The organism is Streptomyces sp. NPDC096132 (genome assembly GCF_044763345.1).
Lineage (GTDB): Bacteria > Actinomycetota > Actinomycetes > Streptomycetales > Streptomycetaceae > Streptomyces.
The window spans coordinates 280,351-298,252 of record NZ_JBIWGA010000005.1 but is presented as its reverse complement, the minus strand read 5'-3'; the positions used below and the strand labels follow the sequence as shown (position 1 = coordinate 298,252).

The 17,902-nt window shown below is 72.1% G+C and carries 18 protein-coding genes; 8 read left to right on the top strand and 10 right to left on the bottom strand.

Annotation, left to right across the window (positions count from 1 at the left end; all coding sequences use genetic code 11):
• Positions 1–62 precede the first annotated feature (62 nt).
• Genes ACIRF9_RS14495 through ACIRF9_RS14485 form a run of 3 tightly spaced genes read left to right on the top strand, consistent with a single transcriptional unit; the run spans position 63 to position 1,765 of the window.
• Positions 63–473 carry a hypothetical protein gene (locus ACIRF9_RS14495; protein WP_403820609.1) on the top strand — a complete coding sequence of 137 codons (411 nt, stop codon included), beginning with the start codon at positions 63–65 and terminating at the stop codon, positions 471–473.
• Complete coding sequence (locus ACIRF9_RS14490) at positions 470–988, top strand: thiol-disulfide oxidoreductase DCC family protein (RefSeq protein WP_403820606.1); 519 nt, start codon at positions 470–472, stop codon at positions 986–988. Before ACIRF9_RS14495 ends, ACIRF9_RS14490 begins: the two co-directional genes overlap by 4 nt.
• Before the next feature lie 9 nt (positions 989–997).
• The gene (locus ACIRF9_RS14485; protein WP_403820603.1) at positions 998–1,765 is read left to right on the top strand and encodes a TetR family transcriptional regulator; all 768 of its coding nucleotides are present in this window, start codon (positions 998–1,000) and stop codon (positions 1,763–1,765) included.
• A gap of 8 nt (positions 1,766–1,773) precedes the next feature.
• Here the strand turns inward: ACIRF9_RS14485 and ACIRF9_RS14480 are convergent, their stop codons facing one another.
• A complete protein-coding gene (locus ACIRF9_RS14480) occupies positions 1,774–4,179 on the bottom strand; it encodes an MMPL family transporter (RefSeq protein WP_403821214.1) in 2,406 nt (801 codons plus the stop codon).
• Between the two features lie 166 nt (positions 4,180–4,345).
• On the opposite strand from ACIRF9_RS14480, the gene ACIRF9_RS14475 reads away from it, so the two are divergent.
• Entirely contained in the window at positions 4,346–5,035 is a 690-nt protein-coding gene (locus tag ACIRF9_RS14475) for a response regulator transcription factor (RefSeq protein WP_403820601.1), read from the top strand.
• The gene (locus ACIRF9_RS14470) at positions 5,032–6,489 is read left to right on the top strand and encodes a sensor histidine kinase (protein ID WP_403820598.1); all 1,458 of its coding nucleotides are present in this window, start codon (positions 5,032–5,034) and stop codon (positions 6,487–6,489) included. The genes ACIRF9_RS14475 and ACIRF9_RS14470 overlap by 4 nt, the downstream gene beginning before the upstream one ends.
• Positions 6,490–6,725: 236 nt before the next feature.
• On the opposite strand, the gene ACIRF9_RS14465 is transcribed toward ACIRF9_RS14470, so the two are convergent.
• From ACIRF9_RS14465 to ACIRF9_RS14450, 4 genes are all read right to left on the bottom strand, one after another.
• Positions 6,726–7,121 carry an ATP-binding protein gene (locus tag ACIRF9_RS14465; protein WP_403820595.1) on the bottom strand — a complete coding sequence of 132 codons (396 nt, stop codon included), beginning with the start codon at positions 7,119–7,121 and terminating at the stop codon, positions 6,726–6,728.
• 143 nt (positions 7,122–7,264) lie between these two features.
• Positions 7,265–8,803, bottom strand: coding sequence for an ABC transporter substrate-binding protein (locus ACIRF9_RS14460; RefSeq protein WP_403820592.1), 1,539 nt, complete (start codon positions 8,801–8,803; stop codon positions 7,265–7,267).
• A gap of 208 nt (positions 8,804–9,011) precedes the next feature.
• Positions 9,012–10,253 (bottom strand): metallophosphoesterase, encoded by a 1,242-nt coding sequence (locus ACIRF9_RS14455; RefSeq protein WP_403820589.1) that lies wholly within the window; start codon positions 10,251–10,253, stop codon positions 9,012–9,014.
• Between the two features lie 3 nt (positions 10,254–10,256).
• Positions 10,257–10,496, bottom strand: coding sequence for an SCO4848 family membrane protein (locus ACIRF9_RS14450; protein WP_403820587.1), 240 nt, complete (start codon positions 10,494–10,496; stop codon positions 10,257–10,259).
• Between the two features lie 91 nt (positions 10,497–10,587).
• On the opposite strand from ACIRF9_RS14450, the gene ACIRF9_RS14445 reads away from it, so the two are divergent.
• Positions 10,588–11,925, top strand: coding sequence for a D-alanyl-D-alanine carboxypeptidase family protein (locus ACIRF9_RS14445; protein ID WP_403820585.1), 1,338 nt, complete (start codon positions 10,588–10,590; stop codon positions 11,923–11,925).
• Here ACIRF9_RS14445 and ACIRF9_RS14440 read toward each other — a convergent pair.
• The 4 genes from ACIRF9_RS14440 to ACIRF9_RS14425 are packed head-to-tail and all read right to left on the bottom strand — an operon-like array spanning position 11,879 to position 14,903.
• Complete coding sequence (locus tag ACIRF9_RS14440) at positions 11,879–12,796, bottom strand: YihY/virulence factor BrkB family protein (RefSeq protein WP_403820583.1); 918 nt, start codon at positions 12,794–12,796, stop codon at positions 11,879–11,881. The two genes, ACIRF9_RS14445 and ACIRF9_RS14440, sit on opposite strands and share 47 nt — an antisense overlap.
• 15 nt (positions 12,797–12,811) lie before the next feature.
• A complete protein-coding gene (locus ACIRF9_RS14435) occupies positions 12,812–13,222 on the bottom strand; it encodes a GtrA family protein (RefSeq protein ID WP_403820580.1) in 411 nt (136 codons plus the stop codon).
• Positions 13,216–14,373: a decaprenyl-phosphate phosphoribosyltransferase gene (locus tag ACIRF9_RS14430; protein ID WP_403820577.1), complete on the bottom strand. Its 1,158-nt coding sequence runs from the start codon at positions 14,371–14,373 to the stop codon at positions 13,216–13,218. Before ACIRF9_RS14430 ends, ACIRF9_RS14435 begins: the two co-directional genes overlap by 7 nt.
• Positions 14,370–14,903 (bottom strand): phosphatase PAP2 family protein, encoded by a 534-nt coding sequence (locus ACIRF9_RS14425; protein WP_403820574.1) that lies wholly within the window; start codon positions 14,901–14,903, stop codon positions 14,370–14,372. The genes ACIRF9_RS14430 and ACIRF9_RS14425 overlap by 4 nt, the downstream gene beginning before the upstream one ends.
• Positions 14,904–15,035: 132 nt before the next feature.
• On the opposite strand from ACIRF9_RS14425, the gene ACIRF9_RS14420 reads away from it, so the two are divergent.
• Together ACIRF9_RS14420 and ACIRF9_RS14415 are read left to right on the top strand one after the other, a co-directional pair.
• On the top strand, positions 15,036–16,385 hold the full coding sequence (locus ACIRF9_RS14420; RefSeq protein WP_403820571.1) for an FAD-binding protein: 1,350 nt from the start codon (positions 15,036–15,038) through the stop codon (positions 16,383–16,385).
• 8 nt (positions 16,386–16,393) lie between these two features.
• Positions 16,394–17,149: a decaprenylphospho-beta-D-erythro-pentofuranosid-2-ulose 2-reductase gene (locus ACIRF9_RS14415; RefSeq protein ID WP_403820568.1), complete on the top strand. Its 756-nt coding sequence runs from the start codon at positions 16,394–16,396 to the stop codon at positions 17,147–17,149.
• On the opposite strand, the gene ACIRF9_RS14410 is transcribed toward ACIRF9_RS14415, so the two are convergent.
• The gene (locus tag ACIRF9_RS14410) at positions 17,150–17,728 is read right to left on the bottom strand and encodes a 2'-5' RNA ligase family protein (protein ID WP_403820565.1); all 579 of its coding nucleotides are present in this window, start codon (positions 17,726–17,728) and stop codon (positions 17,150–17,152) included. It abuts the gene before it with no gap.
• Positions 17,729–17,902: the final 174 nt, after the last annotated feature.

Genomic DNA, 17,902 nt, shown 5'->3' with positions numbered 1-17,902 from the left:
GTTCAAAACTGAGCTACAGTCATCCCTGTCAGCGTTTTGAACGCGTTCAACAAGGGGGACGCATGGACCTCACCGTCATCGCCTACGTCATCTACCTGGTCGTCAGCATCGGTCTGACCGTCTGGGTCGCCCGGACCCTCAGCCGCAACGGACGGGTCTTCCTCGCCGACGTGCTCAAGGGCGACGAGAAGCTCGCGGATGCCGTCAACCACCTCCTGGTGGTGGGCTTCTACCTCGTCAACCTCGGCTTCGTCGCGCTCTTCCTGAGCGACCCGAACCGGCTCATCGAGGACACCCGCGAGATCTTCGAGGTCCTGTCGGCCAAGCTCGGCGTGGTGCTGCTGGTGCTCGGCGCGATGCACCTGGGCAACGTGTACGTGCTCAACCGGATCCGGCGGCGCGGGATGCTGGCCCGGGAGCAGGTGCCGCCCGTCGAGCCGCAGGCCTGGACCGCCCCGTCGGCCGGGGCGTGACCACCGTGACGACCACGGAGGCACACGGTCACCGGGACGCCGCCGGCGTCCCGGTCCGCCGGCTCACCGTCCTCTACGACGCCGACTGCTCCCTGTGCACGTTCGTCCGCGACTGGCTGGGCCGACAGCCGCAGCTCGTCCCGCTGGAGCCGGTCGCGGCCGGGTCCGCGGAGGCCGCCGCCCGCTTCCCCGGGCTGGACCACGGCGCCACCCTGGAGGAGATCACCGTCGTCGGCGACGGCGGCCAGGTCTACCGGGGCACCGCCGCCTGGATCGTCACCCTGTGGGCGCTGCGCGAGCACCGGGCGCTCGCCCACCGGCTGAGCACACCGGCCGGGGCGGGTCTCGCCAAGGGCGCGGTCCTGGCCGCCGCCAAGTGGCGCGGGGCCCGGAAGAAGAACGGCGGTTGGGGCGGCGGCGCGTACCACGCGGCCGACGGCTGGTCCTTCGACCGGCACCGGGGCTGGACCTACACCCCACCCGGCTGTGCCGACGGGGCCTGCTCCACTGGTTAGGCTCTGGCCGTGTCCGCGAACAACGACGGTCCCGCCGAGGCCGCTCCCCCGCCCGAGCCCCACGAGCCGGCCCCCACGACCGGCTCGAAGTCCGAGCAGACCCGCGCCCTGATCCTGGAGACGGCGATGCGGCTGTTCCAGGAGCGCGGCTACGACAAGACGACGATGCGGGCCATCGCCCAGGAGGCAGGCGTCTCCGTGGGGAACGCCTACTACTACTTCGCCGGCAAGGAATGGCTGATCCAGGGCTTCTACGACCGTCTCGCGGCCGAACACCGCGAGGCGGTCCGCGACATCCTGGCGCGGGAGACCAGCCTGGAGGCGCGCATGGCGGGCGTCCTGCGGGTCTGGCTGGACGTGGCGACGCCGTACCACGAGTTCGCCGTGCAGTTCTTCAAGAACGCCGCCGACCCGGACAGCCCCCTCAGCCCCTTCTCGGCGGAGTCGGAGCACGCGCGCGTGGAGGCGATCGCCGTCCACAAGGAGGTGCTCGCGGGCTCCAAGGCGAAGGTGCCGGAGGAACTGCGCGAGGTGCTGCCCGAGCTGATGTGGCTCTCCCAGATGGGCCTCGTCATGTACTGGATCTACGACCGCACGGAGGGCCGCGAACGCAGCTACCGCCTCGCGGAACGAGGCGCGCGCCTCACCGCACGGGGTGTGTCCCTGGCCCGCTTCCGCGTCCTGCGGCCCCTCGTCCTGGAGATCCACGACCTGTTCACGGACTTCCTGCCGGGGATGACGAACGCGTTGCCGGATCCGAAGAAGCGGGCCAGGTAACCCCGGCGTCAGTTCACCTCGGTCGCCTCCGGGATCTCCGAGAGCTCCACGTCGAACACCAGGGGCTCGTCCGCGACGGTCACCTGGCGGGCGCGGGAGGGGTACGAGGGTGCCGTCGTCGCCAGCAGGTACGTCCCCGGTGCCGGGACCGAGAGGATGTAGGCGCCGTCGGCGAGGGACGTGACGTGGTCCAGTCGGCGTCCGCCCTTCGACATGAGGACGACGGACGCGCCCTCGACCGGGTCGCCGGACTCGTCCCGGACGAAGCCGTGGACGGCGGAGGACGGGCCGCCCGCCGCGGCGCTCTCCTCGGGCTCCTCCTTCGGCTCCACCGCCAGATGCGGCAGCCGCTTCTCCAGCCAGGCCGGCAGCCACCAGTTGGAGGCGCCGAGGAGGTGCATCGCGGCCGGCACCAGGGCCGTACGGAGGATGAACGCGTCCAGGGCGACGGCCGCCGCGAGGCCCACGCCCGCCATCGCCGCACCCGAGTCGCCGCTGAGGACGAACGCGAGGAACACGCAGACCATGATGAGGGCGGCGGAGTTGATGACCCGGCTGGTCTCGGCCAGGCCGACACGCACCGCGCGCGCGTTGTCCTTCGTGTGCACCCACTCCTCGTGCATCCGGCTGACCAGGAACACCTGGTAGTCCATGGAGAGGCCGAAGAGGAGGGAGAGCATGATGACGGGCAGGAAGGCGTTGATCGGGCCCTCCTTGCCCAGGCCGAGCAGCTCCAGGCCCCAGCCCCACTGGAAGACGGCGACGAGGACGCCGAAGGAGGCCGCGGCCGCGATCAGGTTCATCACGGCGGCCGTCAGCGGCACCACCAGGGAGCGGAAGGCGATCAGCAGGAGCAGGAAGCCCAGGCCGATGATCGTCGCGATGAAGAGGGGCAGCCGGTCGCCGGTGACGGTCGCGAAGTCCTTGGAGACCGCCGTGACGCCGCCGACGTGCGCCTCGGCCCCGGCCGCCGGGACGACGTCGTCGCGCAGCCGGTCGATCAGGGTGTCCGTCTCCTCGGACTGCGGTGAGGTGGTGGGCACCACCTGGATGACGGTGACGCCCTGCGCGGGCGGCAGCGCGGCCACCCGGGCCACCCCCGGGGTGTCCTCGATGCCCTTGACGAGGGCGGTGGTGTCGGTGCCGTCCACGACCACCTGGAGCGGGCCGTTGAAGCCCGGTCCGAAGCCCTCCGCGAGAAGGTCGTAGGCCTTGCGGGTGGTGGTGGACGCGTCGTCGTTGCCCTGGTCGGTGGCGCCCAGGCGCAGCGACAGCACGGGCAGCGCGAGGACGGCCATGACGACCAGCGCGAGCGCGGCGACGGTACGGGGCCGGCGCTGCACGCCCGCCGACCAGCGCGCCGAGAGTCCGCTCACCGTCTCGGCCTCCGGCCCCTGCGCGGCGAGCCGCTTGCGCTGCCTGCGGCTGAGGACGCGCGGGCCGAGGAAGCCCAGCAGCGCGGGCAGCAGGGTGGTGGCCGCGAGGACGCTCAGGACGACCGTCAGCGAGGTGCCGATGACGACGCCGTCGAGGAAGCGCAGGTTCGTCACCAGCATGCCGGCGAGGGCGATGCAGACCGTGCCGCCCGCGAACAGCACCGCGCGGCCGGAGGTGTTGAGGGCGATGACCGCGGACTCCTCGGGGTCCGCGCCGCGCAGCAGCCCCTTGCGGTGCCGGGTGACGATGAACAGGGCGTAGTCGATGCCGACGCCCAGGCCGATCAGGGACGAGAGCAGCGGGGCCAGGTCGGGGATGTCGGTGACATGGCTGAGCAGCTGGGTGGAGAACAGGCCGGTGCCGACGCCGAAGACCGCCACGGCGAGCGGCAGCAGCATCGCGAAGAGGGAGCCGAAGGCCAGGAACAGCACGATCGCGGCCGCCACCAGGCCGACCATCTCGGCGAGGCCGGTGGGCGGTTCCTGCACGCGCTGGATCGCCTGGCCGCCCAGCTCGACCTCCAGGCCGTCGCCCTCGACGCCCTGCGCGGTGTCGACGACGTCCTGGACGAGTTCCTTGGGCACGGCGTTCGCCTGGTCGGCGAAGGTGATCTGGGCGTACGCGATCCTCCCGTCGCCGCTGATCTGCGCCGCGCCCTGGTCCGTGTACGGGCCGGTGACCCCGCCGACGCCCTTCATCGCCGCGATCTCGTCGAGCGCGGGCTGGATCCGGGACCGTACGTCCTGGTCGCGGACCGTTCCCCCGTCGACCTTCCAGACGACGGTGTCGGTGTCGCCCGCGCTCGCGGGAAACGCCTTCTCCATCAGGTCGTACGCCTTCTTGGAGTCCGTGTCGGGGAGGGAGAAGACGTTCGCGTAGTCCGTGCCCGCCGTCGAGGCCGAGAATCCCAGGCCGAACAGCGCCCCCACCCACAGCAACAGGACCACCAGCCGATGCCGGTAGCACCAGCGTGCCAATGCCGCCACGATCGCCACTCCTCATCACAGTCGACGGGTCCCCCAGGTCCTGGGCACCAGGATTGGCGGCGGCACGCGCGCGTGGACATCGACGGGCCATGACTCTCAAGGAACTCCAAAGCGGGAACCGGGCCCGGTTGTCGGTGGGCCCGCCGATACTGGGGGCATGTCGACGGCCCCCGGCACCGTGCTGGTCGTGGAGGACGAGCCGAGCATCGCGGACGTCCTCGCCATCGCGCTGCGCTACCACCGCTTCGAGGTCATGATCGCGGGCACGGTCCGCGAGGCCCTCGCCCTCGCCGGGCGCACCCGGCCCGACGTGGCGCTGCTGGACGTCATGCTCCCGGACGGCGACGGGCGGGCGCTCGGGAAGGAACTGCGCGCGCAGAGACCCGACCTGGCGCTGGTGTTCCTCACCGCGCGGGACGCGCCCGCCGAGATCGTCGGGGCGCTCGGCTTCGGCGACGACTACATCACCAAGCCGTTCGACATCGACGTGGTCGTCGCCCGGATCACCGCGGTCCTGCGGCGGACCCGCCCGGCGGACGTCCTGCCGCAGCGCCCGCCGCTGACCTACGGCGACCTGGAGCTGGACGAGACGACGTACAGCGTGCACCGCGCGGGCCGCTCGGTCGAGCTGACCCCCACGGAGTACGCGCTGCTGCGCTTCCTCGTGCGCAACGGCGGCCGGATCGTGCCCAAGGAGCAACTCCTGCGCCATGTCTGGCAGTACGAGCACACCCCGCCGGAGTCGACGATCGTCGAGACCTACATCAGCTATCTGCGGCGCAAGCTGGACGCCCTGGGACCGCCGGTGATCACCACCCGGCGGGGCGTGGGGTACGGACTGGCATGAGGAGGCTGCGGGCCCTGCGGTGCGGGCGTGGGCTGCACTCGCTGCGGGTGAAGCTGACGCTGGCGAACGTGGCGCTGCTCGCGATCGGGGTGATCGCGGCGACCGCGGTCAGTCTGATGGGGATGCGGCACTACCTGGTGGACCAGGTCGACACGGAACTGCTCAAGACCCGTGACTCGCTGGCCGGTACGGGCATCACCCTGCGGGACCTCGACTCGCTCTCGGTGCTGGACTTCCTCCGGGACCGGATGACGCCCGAGCAGAGCGACACACAGCCCACACCGGACACGGTGTTCGCCGCCGTCGACACCGAGGGCCGGGCGGTGCCCATTCTCGGTGTCACCCCCACCTCCGCCCAGACCGGCCTCGCCGCCGCCGTCCGGGACCCGCGCGCGCTCACCCTCGCCCCCGACCCGCAGGACGTGCGCATGCACGGCGCGGCGTACCGGGTCACGGGCAGCCGGCTCGGGGACGGCACCTACATCCTGATGGCGACCTCCACCGAGGCCCTGCACCAGGGCATCGCCAAGGCCCTCAAGCTCGACCTCGCGGTCGGCACGCTGCTGCTGGCGCTGCTCGCGTGTCTCACGCTGTTCAGCGTGCGGCGGCGGATGCGGCCGCTGGAGGACATGGTGGAGACGTCGTCGGCGATCGCCGAGGGCGATCTGACCCGGCGGGTGCCCTCCAGCCGGGAGGCCACCCTGGAGGTCGAACAGCTGCGGCTGGCCCTGAACTCGATGCTCCACCAGGTGGAGACGGCGTACCGCACGCGCGAGCGCAGCGCGGCCCAGCTGCGCCGCTTCGTCGCCGACGCCTCGCACGAGCTGCGCACCCCGCTGTCGGCGATCCGCGGCTATCTCCAGCTGTACGACCAGGGGATGCTGCGCGAGCCGGAGGAGCGCAGGCGGGCCTGGGACCGGATGAACGGCGAGGTGGACCGGATGGGCCGGCTCGTCGACGAGTTGCTCACCCTGGCCCGCCTCGACCAGCGGCCCGAACTGCGGCTGCGGAACGTGGACGTGAGCCGGCTGGTGCGGGACGCGGCCCAGGACCTGCGGGCGCTGCAGCCCGACCGGCCCGTCGTCGTCGACGCGGAGGGGGCGCTGCTGGTGCAGGCCGACGAGTCGGGGCTGCGGCAGGTGCTGGGCAATCTGGTGGCCAACGTGCGCACGCACACGCCCGCCGGGGTGCCGGTGCGGCTCGGGGCGAAGCGCGCGGACGGTGTCGTACGGCTGTCGGTGGAGGACGAGGGGCCGGGGCTGGAGGCGGAGGACGCGGCGCGGGTGTTCGACCGTTTCTACCGCGCGGGCGGCGGGGCGGGCAGCGGGCTGGGGCTGGCGATCGTGCAGGGCGTGGTCCGGGCCCACGGCGGCGAGGTGAGCGTACGAACGGCACCGGGCAAGGGCCTCGGGGTGACGGTGGAACTGCCCGCACGTCCGACGGCGTGCCGTTGAGACGCTGCCGCTAGGGGGTGTTGTGAAAGTCCCGTGCGGTGCCCGCGGTGTCCGGTGCGTGCCCTGGGGGTCCCCCCGGCCGAAGGCTGGGGGAGTGCCGGGCGAAGGTCCTCGTAGCGGAGCTACATGGGCCTTTGGCCGGTGCGGCGGTGGGGGTACCTCCCGCTCGAGCGAAGCCGAGAGTGGGGGAGCGTGCCGGGCGCCGTGGGTGCTGTGCGGGACTTTCACCACACCCCCTAGGTGGTGACCAGGGCCCACACCGTCTTGCCGTGGCGGCCTCTGCTCCACACGCCCCAGGCGGTGGCGAGGTGTTCCACGAGGTGCAGGCCGCGGCCGTGTTCCTCCCACTCGCCGACCGTCCGCGGCCGGGGTTCGGAGCGGTCCTCGTCGGAGACCTCGATGAGACAGGAGCCGTCCGCGAGCGCGGTGACCGCCACCTCGAACTCCCGCTCCAGCAGCGGTCCGTGGCGTACGACGTTGGTGGCCAGTTCGGACACCACGAGCAGCGCGTCGCCCAGCGCCCGGTCGTCCGGGCCGTGCCCCCAGTCCGCCAGATGGTCCCGCACCCGGCGCCGGGCCAGGCCGACGGACGCCGGATGCCGGGGCAGCCGGAAGGAGTTGCGTCTCAGCACGTCTGCTCCTCACCCCGCGCACACCTCCGCCATATGACCCCGTCGGGTGACTGCCCGGTGTCGCGGTGGCGCATGCCCCGGTGCGCGAATCCGCCCGTCGGACGGCCCGTGAGGTCGCTCTCACGGGCCGGTGGGGGGAGGGATCAGATCCAGTCCAGCGCCCACAGCCGGAACACGCCGTTGCCGTCCGCCAGGTACTGGCCGCCGCCGACGTCCGCGTTGGTGACGACGTACTCCTTGCGCTGCCACAGCGGGATCACCGGCACGTCGTCGGCGACGACCTGCTGGAGGTTCTTGAAGTCCTCGGAGACCTGGCTGCGGTCGGCGTACTGCTGGCTGTCGCGGATGTACCGGTCGACGGTCTTGCTGCTGTAGCCGGTGTTCATGGTGGAGTCGGTGCCGACGAGCGGGCCCGCGTAGGTGTCCGGGTCGGGGTAGTCGGCGACCCAGCCGACGGCGTACGCGTCGAGTTTTCCGCCCGCCCAGCGCTTCTGGAAGTCGGTCCACTCGTACCCCTTGACGTTCACCTCGAACAGCCCGCTGGCCTCCAGCTGGCGCTTGAGTTCCTTCGCCTCGGCCGCGGCGGCGCCGCTGCCCAGGCCGTAGCCGTAGGTGAACTTCACGGGGATGCTGACGCCCGCCTCCTCCAGGAGCTTGCGGGCCTTCTCGGAGTTCTGGTCCGGGTAGGTGTCGAAGAAGGAGGTCGTGTGGCCGGTGAGGCCGGCCGGGATCAGCGAGTACAGCGGCTCGACGGTGCCGTCGTACACGGTCGCGGCGAGCTGTTCACGGTCGATCAGCCAGGCCATCGCCTTGCGGACGCTCGCGGAGTGCAGCGGCGAGGAGGAGCGGGTGTTGAAGTACAGGTTGCGGGTCTCGGAGCTGTCGGCCTCGCTGACGCGCTGGTCGGGGTCGCTGGCGTTGAGGGCGGCGAGGGTGGCGGGCGGCAGCTGGCGGGTGGCCGCGTCGATGTCCTTGGCCTTCCACGCCTTCTCCAGGGCGTCCGGGTCGGCGTAGTAGTGCAGTGCGATCGGCGAGCCGGTCTTCACCGCGCCCCGGTAGCGCGAGTTGGGCTCCAGGTCGACCTGCTTGCCCTTCGTGTACGACGTCAGCGTGTACGGGCCGGTGCCGTCGACGGAGGTGCCGGTGCGCAGGTCGTCCGCCGGGTAGCGGGTCCGGTCGACGATCGAGCCGGCGCCGGTGGCCACCTTGAACGGGAAGGTGGCGTCCGGGGAGGACAGATGGAAGGTGACCTCGAGGTCCTTGGCGTCCACCGACTTCAGGGTGGAGAGCAGGGAGGACGGGCCGACGTCGGAGTTGATCTTCTTGACCCGGTCGAAGGAGAACTTCACGTCCTGGGCGGTCACCTTGCGGCCGCTGGGGAAGGTGAGGTCGTCGCGCAGCTCGCAGGTGTACGTCGTCAGGCTGGCCTTCTCGAAGGAACAGCGCTTGGCCGCGTCCGGCACGGGTGAGACGCCACCCGGCTCGTAGGTCAGGAGCGACTGGAAGACGTTGCTGAACAACGCCCAGGAGCCGGCGTCGTAGGCGCCCGCCGGGTCGAGTGAGGTGATGGTGTCCGTGGTCCCCACCGTGATGGTGGCTCCGTTGTCGTCCTTCGACGGCAGCAGCTGCCAGCCGCCCACCCCGACGACCGCGAGAACCAGCACTGTCACGAGGATCCGCATGCGAACCGAGCGCATGGTGATGCCCTGCCCTCCCCGGGCCACAAGAAGGCCCAGTACTACACAGAAAGCCACTCCCCTTGTGTGGCGGGCATCACCTAACCACAAGTGTTTTGTGTGACGGAAGGCAATTCTGACTAGATGAGAAAGAACTTACCGAGCGGTTGTTTCGGCCGGGTTTCACAGCTTTCTCACAGCACCTGAGGGAGGGTCAGGTCTGCTTCGAGGCCAGCTCGATCACCGTGATGTCCGAGGGCGCCCCCACGCGCGTGGGCGGCCCCCAGGCGCCGGCGCCCCGGGAGACGTACAGCTGGGTGTCGCCGTAGCGCTCCAGGCCGGCCAGGGTCGGGTTCGCGGCCCCGGCGATCAGGTTGCCGGGCCAGAGCTGGCCGCCGTGGGTGTGGCCGGAGAGCTGGAGGTCGACGCCGTGGCGTACGGCGTCGTCGATCTGGACGGGCTGGTGGGCGAGGAGCACGCACGCGCGCGTGGTGTCCCGGTCGCCGAGCGCGCGGGTGAAGTCGGGGCCCTGGCCCTCGCTCTCGCCCGCGATGTCGTTGACTCCGGCCAGGTCGAACCAGGGGAGTTCGGTGCGGGCGTTCTCCAGGGGGTCGATGCCGAGCCGGCGGACCTCCTCGATCCATTGTTCGGCGCCGGAGAAGTACTCGTGGTTGCCGGTGACGAAGAAGCTGCCGTGGCGCGCCTTCAGTTGCGCGAGGGGGGCGGCGGCCGGTCCCAGGTCCTTCACGCTGCCGTCGACCAGGTCGCCGACGACCGCGATCAGGTCGGGCTGGGTCGCGTTGATCGTGTCGACGACCTTCTGGGCGAAGCCCCGGCCGAGGACCGGGCCCAGGTGGATGTCGCTGACGACCGCGATCCGGCAGCCGTGGGCGGCACGTGGGAGCTTGGCCAGCGGGACGGTGACCCGCTTGACCTTCGGGCCCCGCAGGACGCCGTAGGTGCCGGTGCCGACGGTCCCGACGGCGACGGCCGCGGCGGCGCCCCCGACGACCCGGGAGACGAAGAGACGCCGCGAGGGGGCGGACGGGGGCTGCGACTCCCCGGTCGATTCCGGCCGTTCCTCGGCGGGCGCCCCCACCGGCACCGGCTGCGGCACGGGCTCCTCGACGGGCGCCCGCTTCGCCCGCTTCTCCAAAAAGCGGCGCAGCAACGGTCGTACGACCTCGCCGACGACGACACCGAGGAGCAGGTAGATCGACAGCGCGAGCCACAGGAAGCCCGGCCAGGCCAGGGTGCGCTGGAGCCAGAAGGGAGCGCCGCCGCGTTCGGCGACGAGCGCGCCGACCGCCAGGACCCAGCCGCCCGCGATCAGCACGGCGCCGCCGCGGCGGACCCGGCCGGGGCCGCGGGTGGTGTCGCGGAACAGACGGCGCCACAGGTACCAGTTGGCGCCGACCAGCACCGTCAGCGCGAGCAGGAGGAAGACGATCAGCATCGGCTATGACGTCCGGCCCAGTGCGCGCAGACCGCGCAACCCGATGACCCCGATGGCCGTCCCCAATACGAAGGAGACGACGGCGAGCGTCAGATGCACCCAGAAGTACGCCGTGGGGTCGCCGTCGTCGAACGCGAGCCCGCTGCTGTCCTTGACCAGGTTTTTGACGAAAGTGACCCAGATGACCCAGCTCCACACCCCGAAGGCGAGCAGGAACCAGGAGAGGGGGCGGCTGAGCTTCATGCGTTCAGTATCGCCGCCGCGTGTCCGGTTCGATGACCGGGGTGGGGAGGGCGGTGGGACTTCCCGTCGCCTGCCAGGTACGTTCTCCGTCGTGCCCGCACCCATGAACCAGACCGTCAGGCGATCCCTGCTGGTCACCGCAGCGTCCCTCACGTCCCTCGCGCTGACCGCGCCCGTGGCCCTCGCCGCGCCCAAGCCGTCGCCCTCCACGAGCGCGTCGCCGTCGGCCTCCACGAGCGCGTCCCCGTCGGCCACTCCCCCGGCGAACATGTCCACCGTCGGTGGCGCCCGGCTCGGGCAGGCCGGGACGCAGGTGGCGCTCGCGGGCGACGCGCCGGTGGTGCCGAAGGACCTCACCGCGCGGTCCTGGATCGTCGCGGACGCCGAGTCGGGCGAGGTGCTCGCCGCGCACAACGCGCACTGGCGGCTGCCCCCGGCCAGCACGATGAAGATGCTGTTCGCCGACACCCTGCTGCCGAAGTTCCCGAGGACCACCACGCACAAGGTGGAGCCGAAGGACCTGGAGGGCATCGGGTCGGGCTCCAGCCTGGTCGGCATAAAGGAGAACGAGACGTACACGGTCCACGACCTGTGGCTGGGTGTGTTCCTGCGCTCCGGCAACGACGCCGTGCACGTGCTGTCGGCGATGAACGACGGTGTCGCCAACACGGTCAAGGAGATGAACGAGCACGCCGAGGAGCTCCAGGCCCTCGACACGCACGTGGTCTCCCCGGACGGCTACGACGCGCCCGGCCAGGTCTCCTCCGCGTACGACCTGACGCTGGTCGCCCGCTCGGGGCTGCAGAAGAAGGACTTCCGGGAGTACTGCTCGACGGTCTCGGCCAAGTTCCCGGGCGAGACCAAGAAGAACAAGAAGGGCAAGAAGGTCCGCTCGACCTTCGAGATCCAGAACACCAACCGGCTGCTGGCCGGCGACTACGACGTCACGCAGTACCCGGGCATCGCGGGCGTGAAGAACGGCAACACCACCAACGCGGGCGCCACCTTCACCGGCGTCGCCGAACGCGACGGGCGGGTACTGCTCGTCACGGTGATGAACCCGGAGAAGAGCGAGCACAACGAGGTCTACAAGGAGACCGCCAAGCTGTTCGACTGGGGCTTCGCGGCGGCCGGGAAGGTGACGCCGGTGGGCGAGCTGGTCCCGCCGAAGGGCGCCGCTCCCAGCCCGCAGGCCAGCGGGCAGGCCAGTGCGCAGCCGGGCGCGAACCCCTCCTCGGGGGAGTCCGCGAAGGCCGGGCAGGGCGGCACCTCGCAGCAGCCGGTGGCGGGGGCCGTGGCCGACGACGGCTCGCGCGGCATGTGGACGGCGCTGGCGATCGCCGGCGGGGTGCTGGTGCTGCTGGCCGCCGGGGCGTTCGTGGTCAACCGCCGCTGGCCGCTGCCGGATCTGGTACGCCGTCGTCGCTGACGTCCTCGTCCAGGGGGTTGTCGGGGGCGCTGCCCGTCGCCGTCCACGCGGCGCAGTACAGGACCAGCTTCGAGGTGAGGTTGATCCACAGCAGCAGGGCGATGGGCACGCCGAACGCGCCGTACATGCTCTTGCCGGCCACGCCCTGCATGTAGCCGCTCAGCAGCAGCTTCAGCAGTTCGAAGCCGACCGCGCCGATCAGCGCGGCGACGAGGAGCCGGCGGCGGGTCGGCTCGACTCCGGGCAGCAGGGTCAGCACGTACAGCAGGAGCAGGAAGTCGGCGAGGACCGCGATGGTGAAGGCGGCGATCCGCAGCAGGGTGCCGCCCCAGCCTCCCTTGTCGATGCCGAGCGCGTCGATGATCCGGCCGACCAGGGCGGAGGCGACGGTGGAGATGGCGAGGGTGGCCAGGACCGCGCCGCCGAGGCCGACCAGGATGCCGGCGTCCTTGGCCTTGTCCAGGACCGGGTTCTCCTCCTGGTCGGGCAGTTCCCACACCGCGCGCAGACAGTCCCGCATCTGGCCGACCCAGCCGATGCCGGTGAACAGCAGCACGGCGCCGGCGATGAGTCCGACGGTGCCGGCGTTCTGGACGAGGCCGTGGATGTCGAGCTGGTCGGAGATGCCGGGGACCTGGTCGGCGATCTTGTCCTGGAGTTCCTGCTGCTGGGACTCGCTGAGGGTGGCGGCGGCGATCGCGGCGGCCAGGGTGAGCAGCGGGAACAGGGCGATGAAGCTGATGAACGTCATCGCGGCGGCGAGCCTCGTCCACTTGACGCGGTCCAGTCGCTCGTACGACCGCCACGCGTGCGTGGCCATCAGGCGGGTGACCCACGGCCCGACGCCGGGAAGCTTCTTCAGCCAGTCCATGATCCGAACTCTGCCCTATTCGCGGGGAACGACGCGGAAGACCAGGGTGCGAGTACCCCAGAACCGCAGGACAGTCGCGAGCGCCATGCCGATCACGGCCCCGGAGACGGTGTCGGCGCGCCGGGAGGTGAGCCCGAGGCCGTAGTGGCTGACGGCGAGGCAGAGGAGCTGGACGAGGGCCCCGGCGATGTTGACGGCGAAGAACACGGCGTAGGCGCGCGGGCCGTGGGCGTGGGTGTGCCGGTAGGGGCCGAGCGCGTTGCCGGTGTAGGCGACCGTGCAGCCGACGAGGAAGGAGAGGGTCTTCGCGGTGAGCGGACCGAGGCCGGCCTGGCCGCGCAGCCAGGTGAAGAGGGCGAGGTCGGCGGCGTAGGCGAGGAGACCGACGGCGGCGAAGCCCAGGACCTCCGCCCTGCCGCCTACCAATTGGCCACCGCCAGCCCGTACATGGCGAGCCAGGCCAGGCCGATCAGGGCGAGGGCACGGTCGCCGAGGACGACCTCCTCGGGTTCGCCCGCGGTGCCCCGGTCGGCGAAGACGGCGTAGCGCAGGACGGCCAGGATGAACGCGACCATCGACAACTGGCGCCAGGGCAGCAGGCTCGTGTGCGGTACGCCGCCCTCCTCCAGGGCCCACAGGCAGTAGCCGAGCACGGCGACACCGGCCGCGAGCTGCCAGACGAAGCGGAGGTAGCCGGTGGTGTACTCGGTGAGCAGCGCGCGGGTGGCGCCCGCCGTCCCGGCCAGCTGGACGGCCTCGGAGTAGCGCTTGGCCGAGACCATGAACAGCGCGCCGAAGCCGGTGGTGATCAGGAACCAGCGGGAGAGGGGGATGCCGAGCGCGAGCCCGCCGACCATGGCCCGCATCAGGAAACCGGTCGTGACGACGACGAGGTCGACGACGAGGACGTGCTTCAGGCTGACGCAGTACGCCAGTTGCATGCCGAGGTACGCGGTGAGGAGCGCGGCGACGGCCGGGTTCGTCCACCAGGCCGCGAGGGCCGGTGCGAGGACCGCCAGGGTGCCGCCGACGGCGTACGCGACGGGGACGGGGACCGCTCCGGCGGCGACGGGGCGGTGCCGCTTGGTGGGGTGGGCGCGGTCGGCCTCGGCGTCCCGGGCGTCGTTGATCAGATAGACGGCGGCGGCGCAGGCGGTGAACAGGACGAAGACGAGAGCGAGTTCGGTGAGGACGCGCCCGGTGAAGAGCCGGCCGGCCGCGGCGGGGGCGGCGACGACGAGGACGTTCTTGACCCACTGCTTGGGCCGCGCGGTCCGCAGAAGCCCGCGCAGGAGCCCACCGCGACGGCCGGGAGGGACACCCGGCCTCCCGCCCCGCCGCGGCGCCGCGACCCGACGCCCCCGACCGCGCTGCTTCAGCAGCTCCACCTCGGCCGAACGGCCGGGGCGGGTGAGGGACGCGGCCCCGGCCGGGCGGCCGGGACCGCTGCGGGCCGTGCTCTCGGCCGGGCGGCCGGGACCGCTGCGGGCCGTGCTCTCGGCCGGGCGGCCGGGACCGCTGCGGGGCGCGGCCCCGGTCGGGCGGCCAGGGTTGGTGAGGGGGGTGGCCTCGGTCATGAGTGTTCCCTCGCGCCTCGTGCGCCCTCTCTCATCCACCGCTTCCCCAGGCGTGCCGTGAGTGCGCCCAGGGCCGCCCCCGCGGCCACGTCGGAGGGGTAGTGGACGCCGACGATCAGACGGGAGAGGCACATCGCGGCGGCGAGCGGCGCGGCGGCGGGTGCCCCGAGGGCGCCGAAGGCGACGGCGGCGGCCGCGGCGGAGGTCGCGTGCGAGCTCGGGAAGGAGTGCCGGCCGGCGGTGCGCACCAGGGGTTCGACGTGTGCGGGGCGCGGGCGGCGCACGATCCGTTTCACGCCCATGCTGACGACGTGCGCGCCCGCGGTGAGCGCGGTCGCGCGCAGCCAGGCGCCGCGCCGAGGGCGGTCCACGGCGGCTCCCGCGAGGCCCGCCGCGAGCCACAGCGCACCGTGCTCACCCGCCAGGGACAGGGCGCGCGCGGCACCGGCGACGCGCGGGTCCGCGCCCCGGGCGCGCAGTGCCGTGAGGATCCGGTGGTCCATGTCGTCGAGGTCGTCGAGGTGGTCCATGTGGAGTCACTGTTCACGTCAACACCACCGGAACTCCGGCAATATTGAGCGACATCCCATTAATCACCCATTTCGGGGAGCGAGAGAGGTTTCAAAAGTATTCGCCCATATAGGGGCGATACGGTCGCACCCATGCCTGCCGACACCGTTTCCGTCACGGGATGGGGCCGCACCGCCCCCTCCACCGCCCGGCTGATCCGCCCCCGGACGTACGAGGAGGCCGTGGCCGCCGTCCGGGACTGCGGGGTCCGCGGGGGCATCCCGAGGGGGCTGGGGCGGGCGTACGGGGACGCGGCGCAGAACGCCGGCGGGGCGGTGTGGGACATGACCGGCCTGGACCGGATCCATGTCGTCGACGCCGCCGCCGGGACCGTGCTGTGCGACGCCGGGGTCTCCCTGCACCGGCTGATGGAGGTCCTGCTGCCGCTCGGCTGGTTCGTACCGGTGACCCCCGGCACCCGCTACGTCACCGTCGGCGGAGCGATCGGCGCCGACATCCACGGCAAGAACCACCACGTCTCCGGGTCCTTCGCACGGCATGTGCCGTCCTTCGAACTCCTCACCGCCGACGGCACGATCCGCACGGTGGGCCAGGGCACCCCGCTGTTCGACGCGACCGCCGGCGGCATGGGCCTGACCGGCGTGATCCTCACGGCCACGGTCCGGCTCCAGCGCGTCGAGACGTCTCTCATGTCGGTGGACACCGAACGCGCCGCCGACCTCGACGACCTGATGGCCCGGCTGACCGCCGCCGACCACCGCTACCGCTACTCCGTCGCCTGGATCGACCTCCTCGCGCGCGGGGCGGCCACCGGACGCGCGGTGCTCACCCGCGGCGACCACGCGCCCCTGGACGCCCTGCCCGCCCGCTCGCGCACCGCACCGCCGGCCTTCCGCCCCTCCCGGCTCCCGCCCGCCCCCGCCTTCCTGCCGAACGGTCTGCTGACCCGTACGACCGTCGGACTGTTCAACGAGCTCTGGTACCGCAGAGCGCCCCGCGCGCGTACCGGCGAACTCCAGCGGCTGTCCGCCTTCTTCCACCCCCTGGACGGCGTCCCGCACTGGAACCGCGTCTACGGCCGAAGCGGCTTCGTGCAGTACCAGTTCGTCGTCGGATACGGCCAGGAGGACGCCCTGCGCCGAATCGTGGGCCGCATCCGCGCCCACCGCTGCCCGTCCTTCCTCGCCGTCCTCAAGCGGTTCGGGGAGGCCGACCCCGGCTGGCTCTCCTTCCCCCGCCCCGGCTGGACCCTCGCCCTGGACATCCCGGCCGCCCTGCCCGGTCTGGGCGCCTTCCTCGACGAACTGGACGAGGAGGTGGCCGCCGCCGGCGGACGCGTCTACCTCGCCAAGGACTCCCGGCTGCGCCCCGACCTGCTCACCGCGATGTACCCGCGCCTGGCCGACTTCCGCGCACTGCGCGCGGAGCTGGACCCGCGCGGGGTCCTCACCTCCGATCTGTCCCGGCGCCTCAACCTCTAGGAGCTGTCGTGAAGGACGCCTTCGGCCTCCCCCAGTCCCTGCTCGTCCTCGGCGGCACGTCCGAGATCGCGCTGGCCACCGCGCGCCGGCTGATCGCCCGCCGCACCCGCACGGTGTGGCTGGCCGGGCGCCCGTCCCCGGCCCTGGAGTCGGCGGCCGCCGGCCTGCGCGCCCAGGGCGCGGAGGTCCGTACCGTCGCCTTCGACGCGCTCGACCCCGACGACCACGAGCGGATCCTCGGCAAGGTCTTCGCCGAGGGTGACATCGACCTCGTGCTGCTCGCCTTCGGTGTCCTCGGCGACCAGGCGCGCGACGAGCGCGACCCGTCGGCGGCGGTGCGTGTCGCGCAGACCAACTACACCGGCGCGGTCTCGGCGGGCCTGGTGAGCGCCCGCGCACTCCAGGCGCAGGGCCACGGCTCGCTCGTCGTGCTCTCCTCGGTCGCCGGGGAGCGCGCCCGCCGCTCGAACTTCATCTACGGCTCCAGCAAGGCCGGCCTCGACGCCTTCGCCCAGGGCCTGGGCGACGCGCTGCACGGGACGGGCGTGCACGTCATGGTCGTACGCCCCGGCTTCGTCCGTACGAGAATGACGGCCGGCCTCGAGGAGGCACCGCTCGCCACCACCCCGGAGGCGGTCGCGGCGGCCGTCGAGCTGGGCCTGCGGCGGAGATCGGAGACGGTGTGGGTGCCGGGGGTGCTGAGGGTGGTGATGTCGGCGCTGCGGCACGCCCCGCGGGGCGTGTTCCGGCGGCTGCCGCTGTAGCTAGCGCGTGGGCAGCGAGCCCCGGTCCAGGTGAGCCGCCTGCGGGGGCACCACCGTGCCGCCGAACGCGTACTCGCTCAGTGGGCGCCAGACGCCGTCGGGGCCCTGCTCGTGGAGGGCGAAGCCGGTGCAGGACCACTCGGCCTCGTAGCCGGCGAGTTCCTCGAAGGCCCGGTCCATCGCCGCGTCGTCGATGCCGTGCGCGACGGTGACGTGCGGGTGGTAGGGGAACTGCAGCTCGCGGACGAGGGGGCCGGAGGTGTCACGGACGCGCTGCTGCAGCCAGGCGCAGGCCTCGGCGCCCTCGACGACCTTCATGTACACCACCGGCGACAGGGGCCGGAAGGTGCCCGTGCCGGACAGCCGCATCGGGAAGGGGCGGCCGATCGCGGCGACCTCGGTGAGGTGGGCCTCGACGACCGGCAGCGCGCTCGTCTCGACCTCTGTCGGCGGCAGCAGCGTGACATGCGTGGGGATGCCGTGAGCAGCGGCGTCGCCGAAGCCCGCACGCCGCTCCTGGAGCAGGCTGCCGTGAGGCTCCGGGACCGCGATCGACACGCCGATCGTTACGGTCCCCACGTCGTCTCCTGTCGTCATGTCCGATGAGATGCCGGTCGTGGTGCCGGGTTCGTACTCAGTCGTCGCAGTCGTACGGCTATCGACTGTACGGCCACGGCTGTGCTCTGGGCAGGCGCAAGGGAAGTGATGTGCAGCGCTCTGCCCAGAGGAACATGTGTGCGGTGCGCCCCGGGT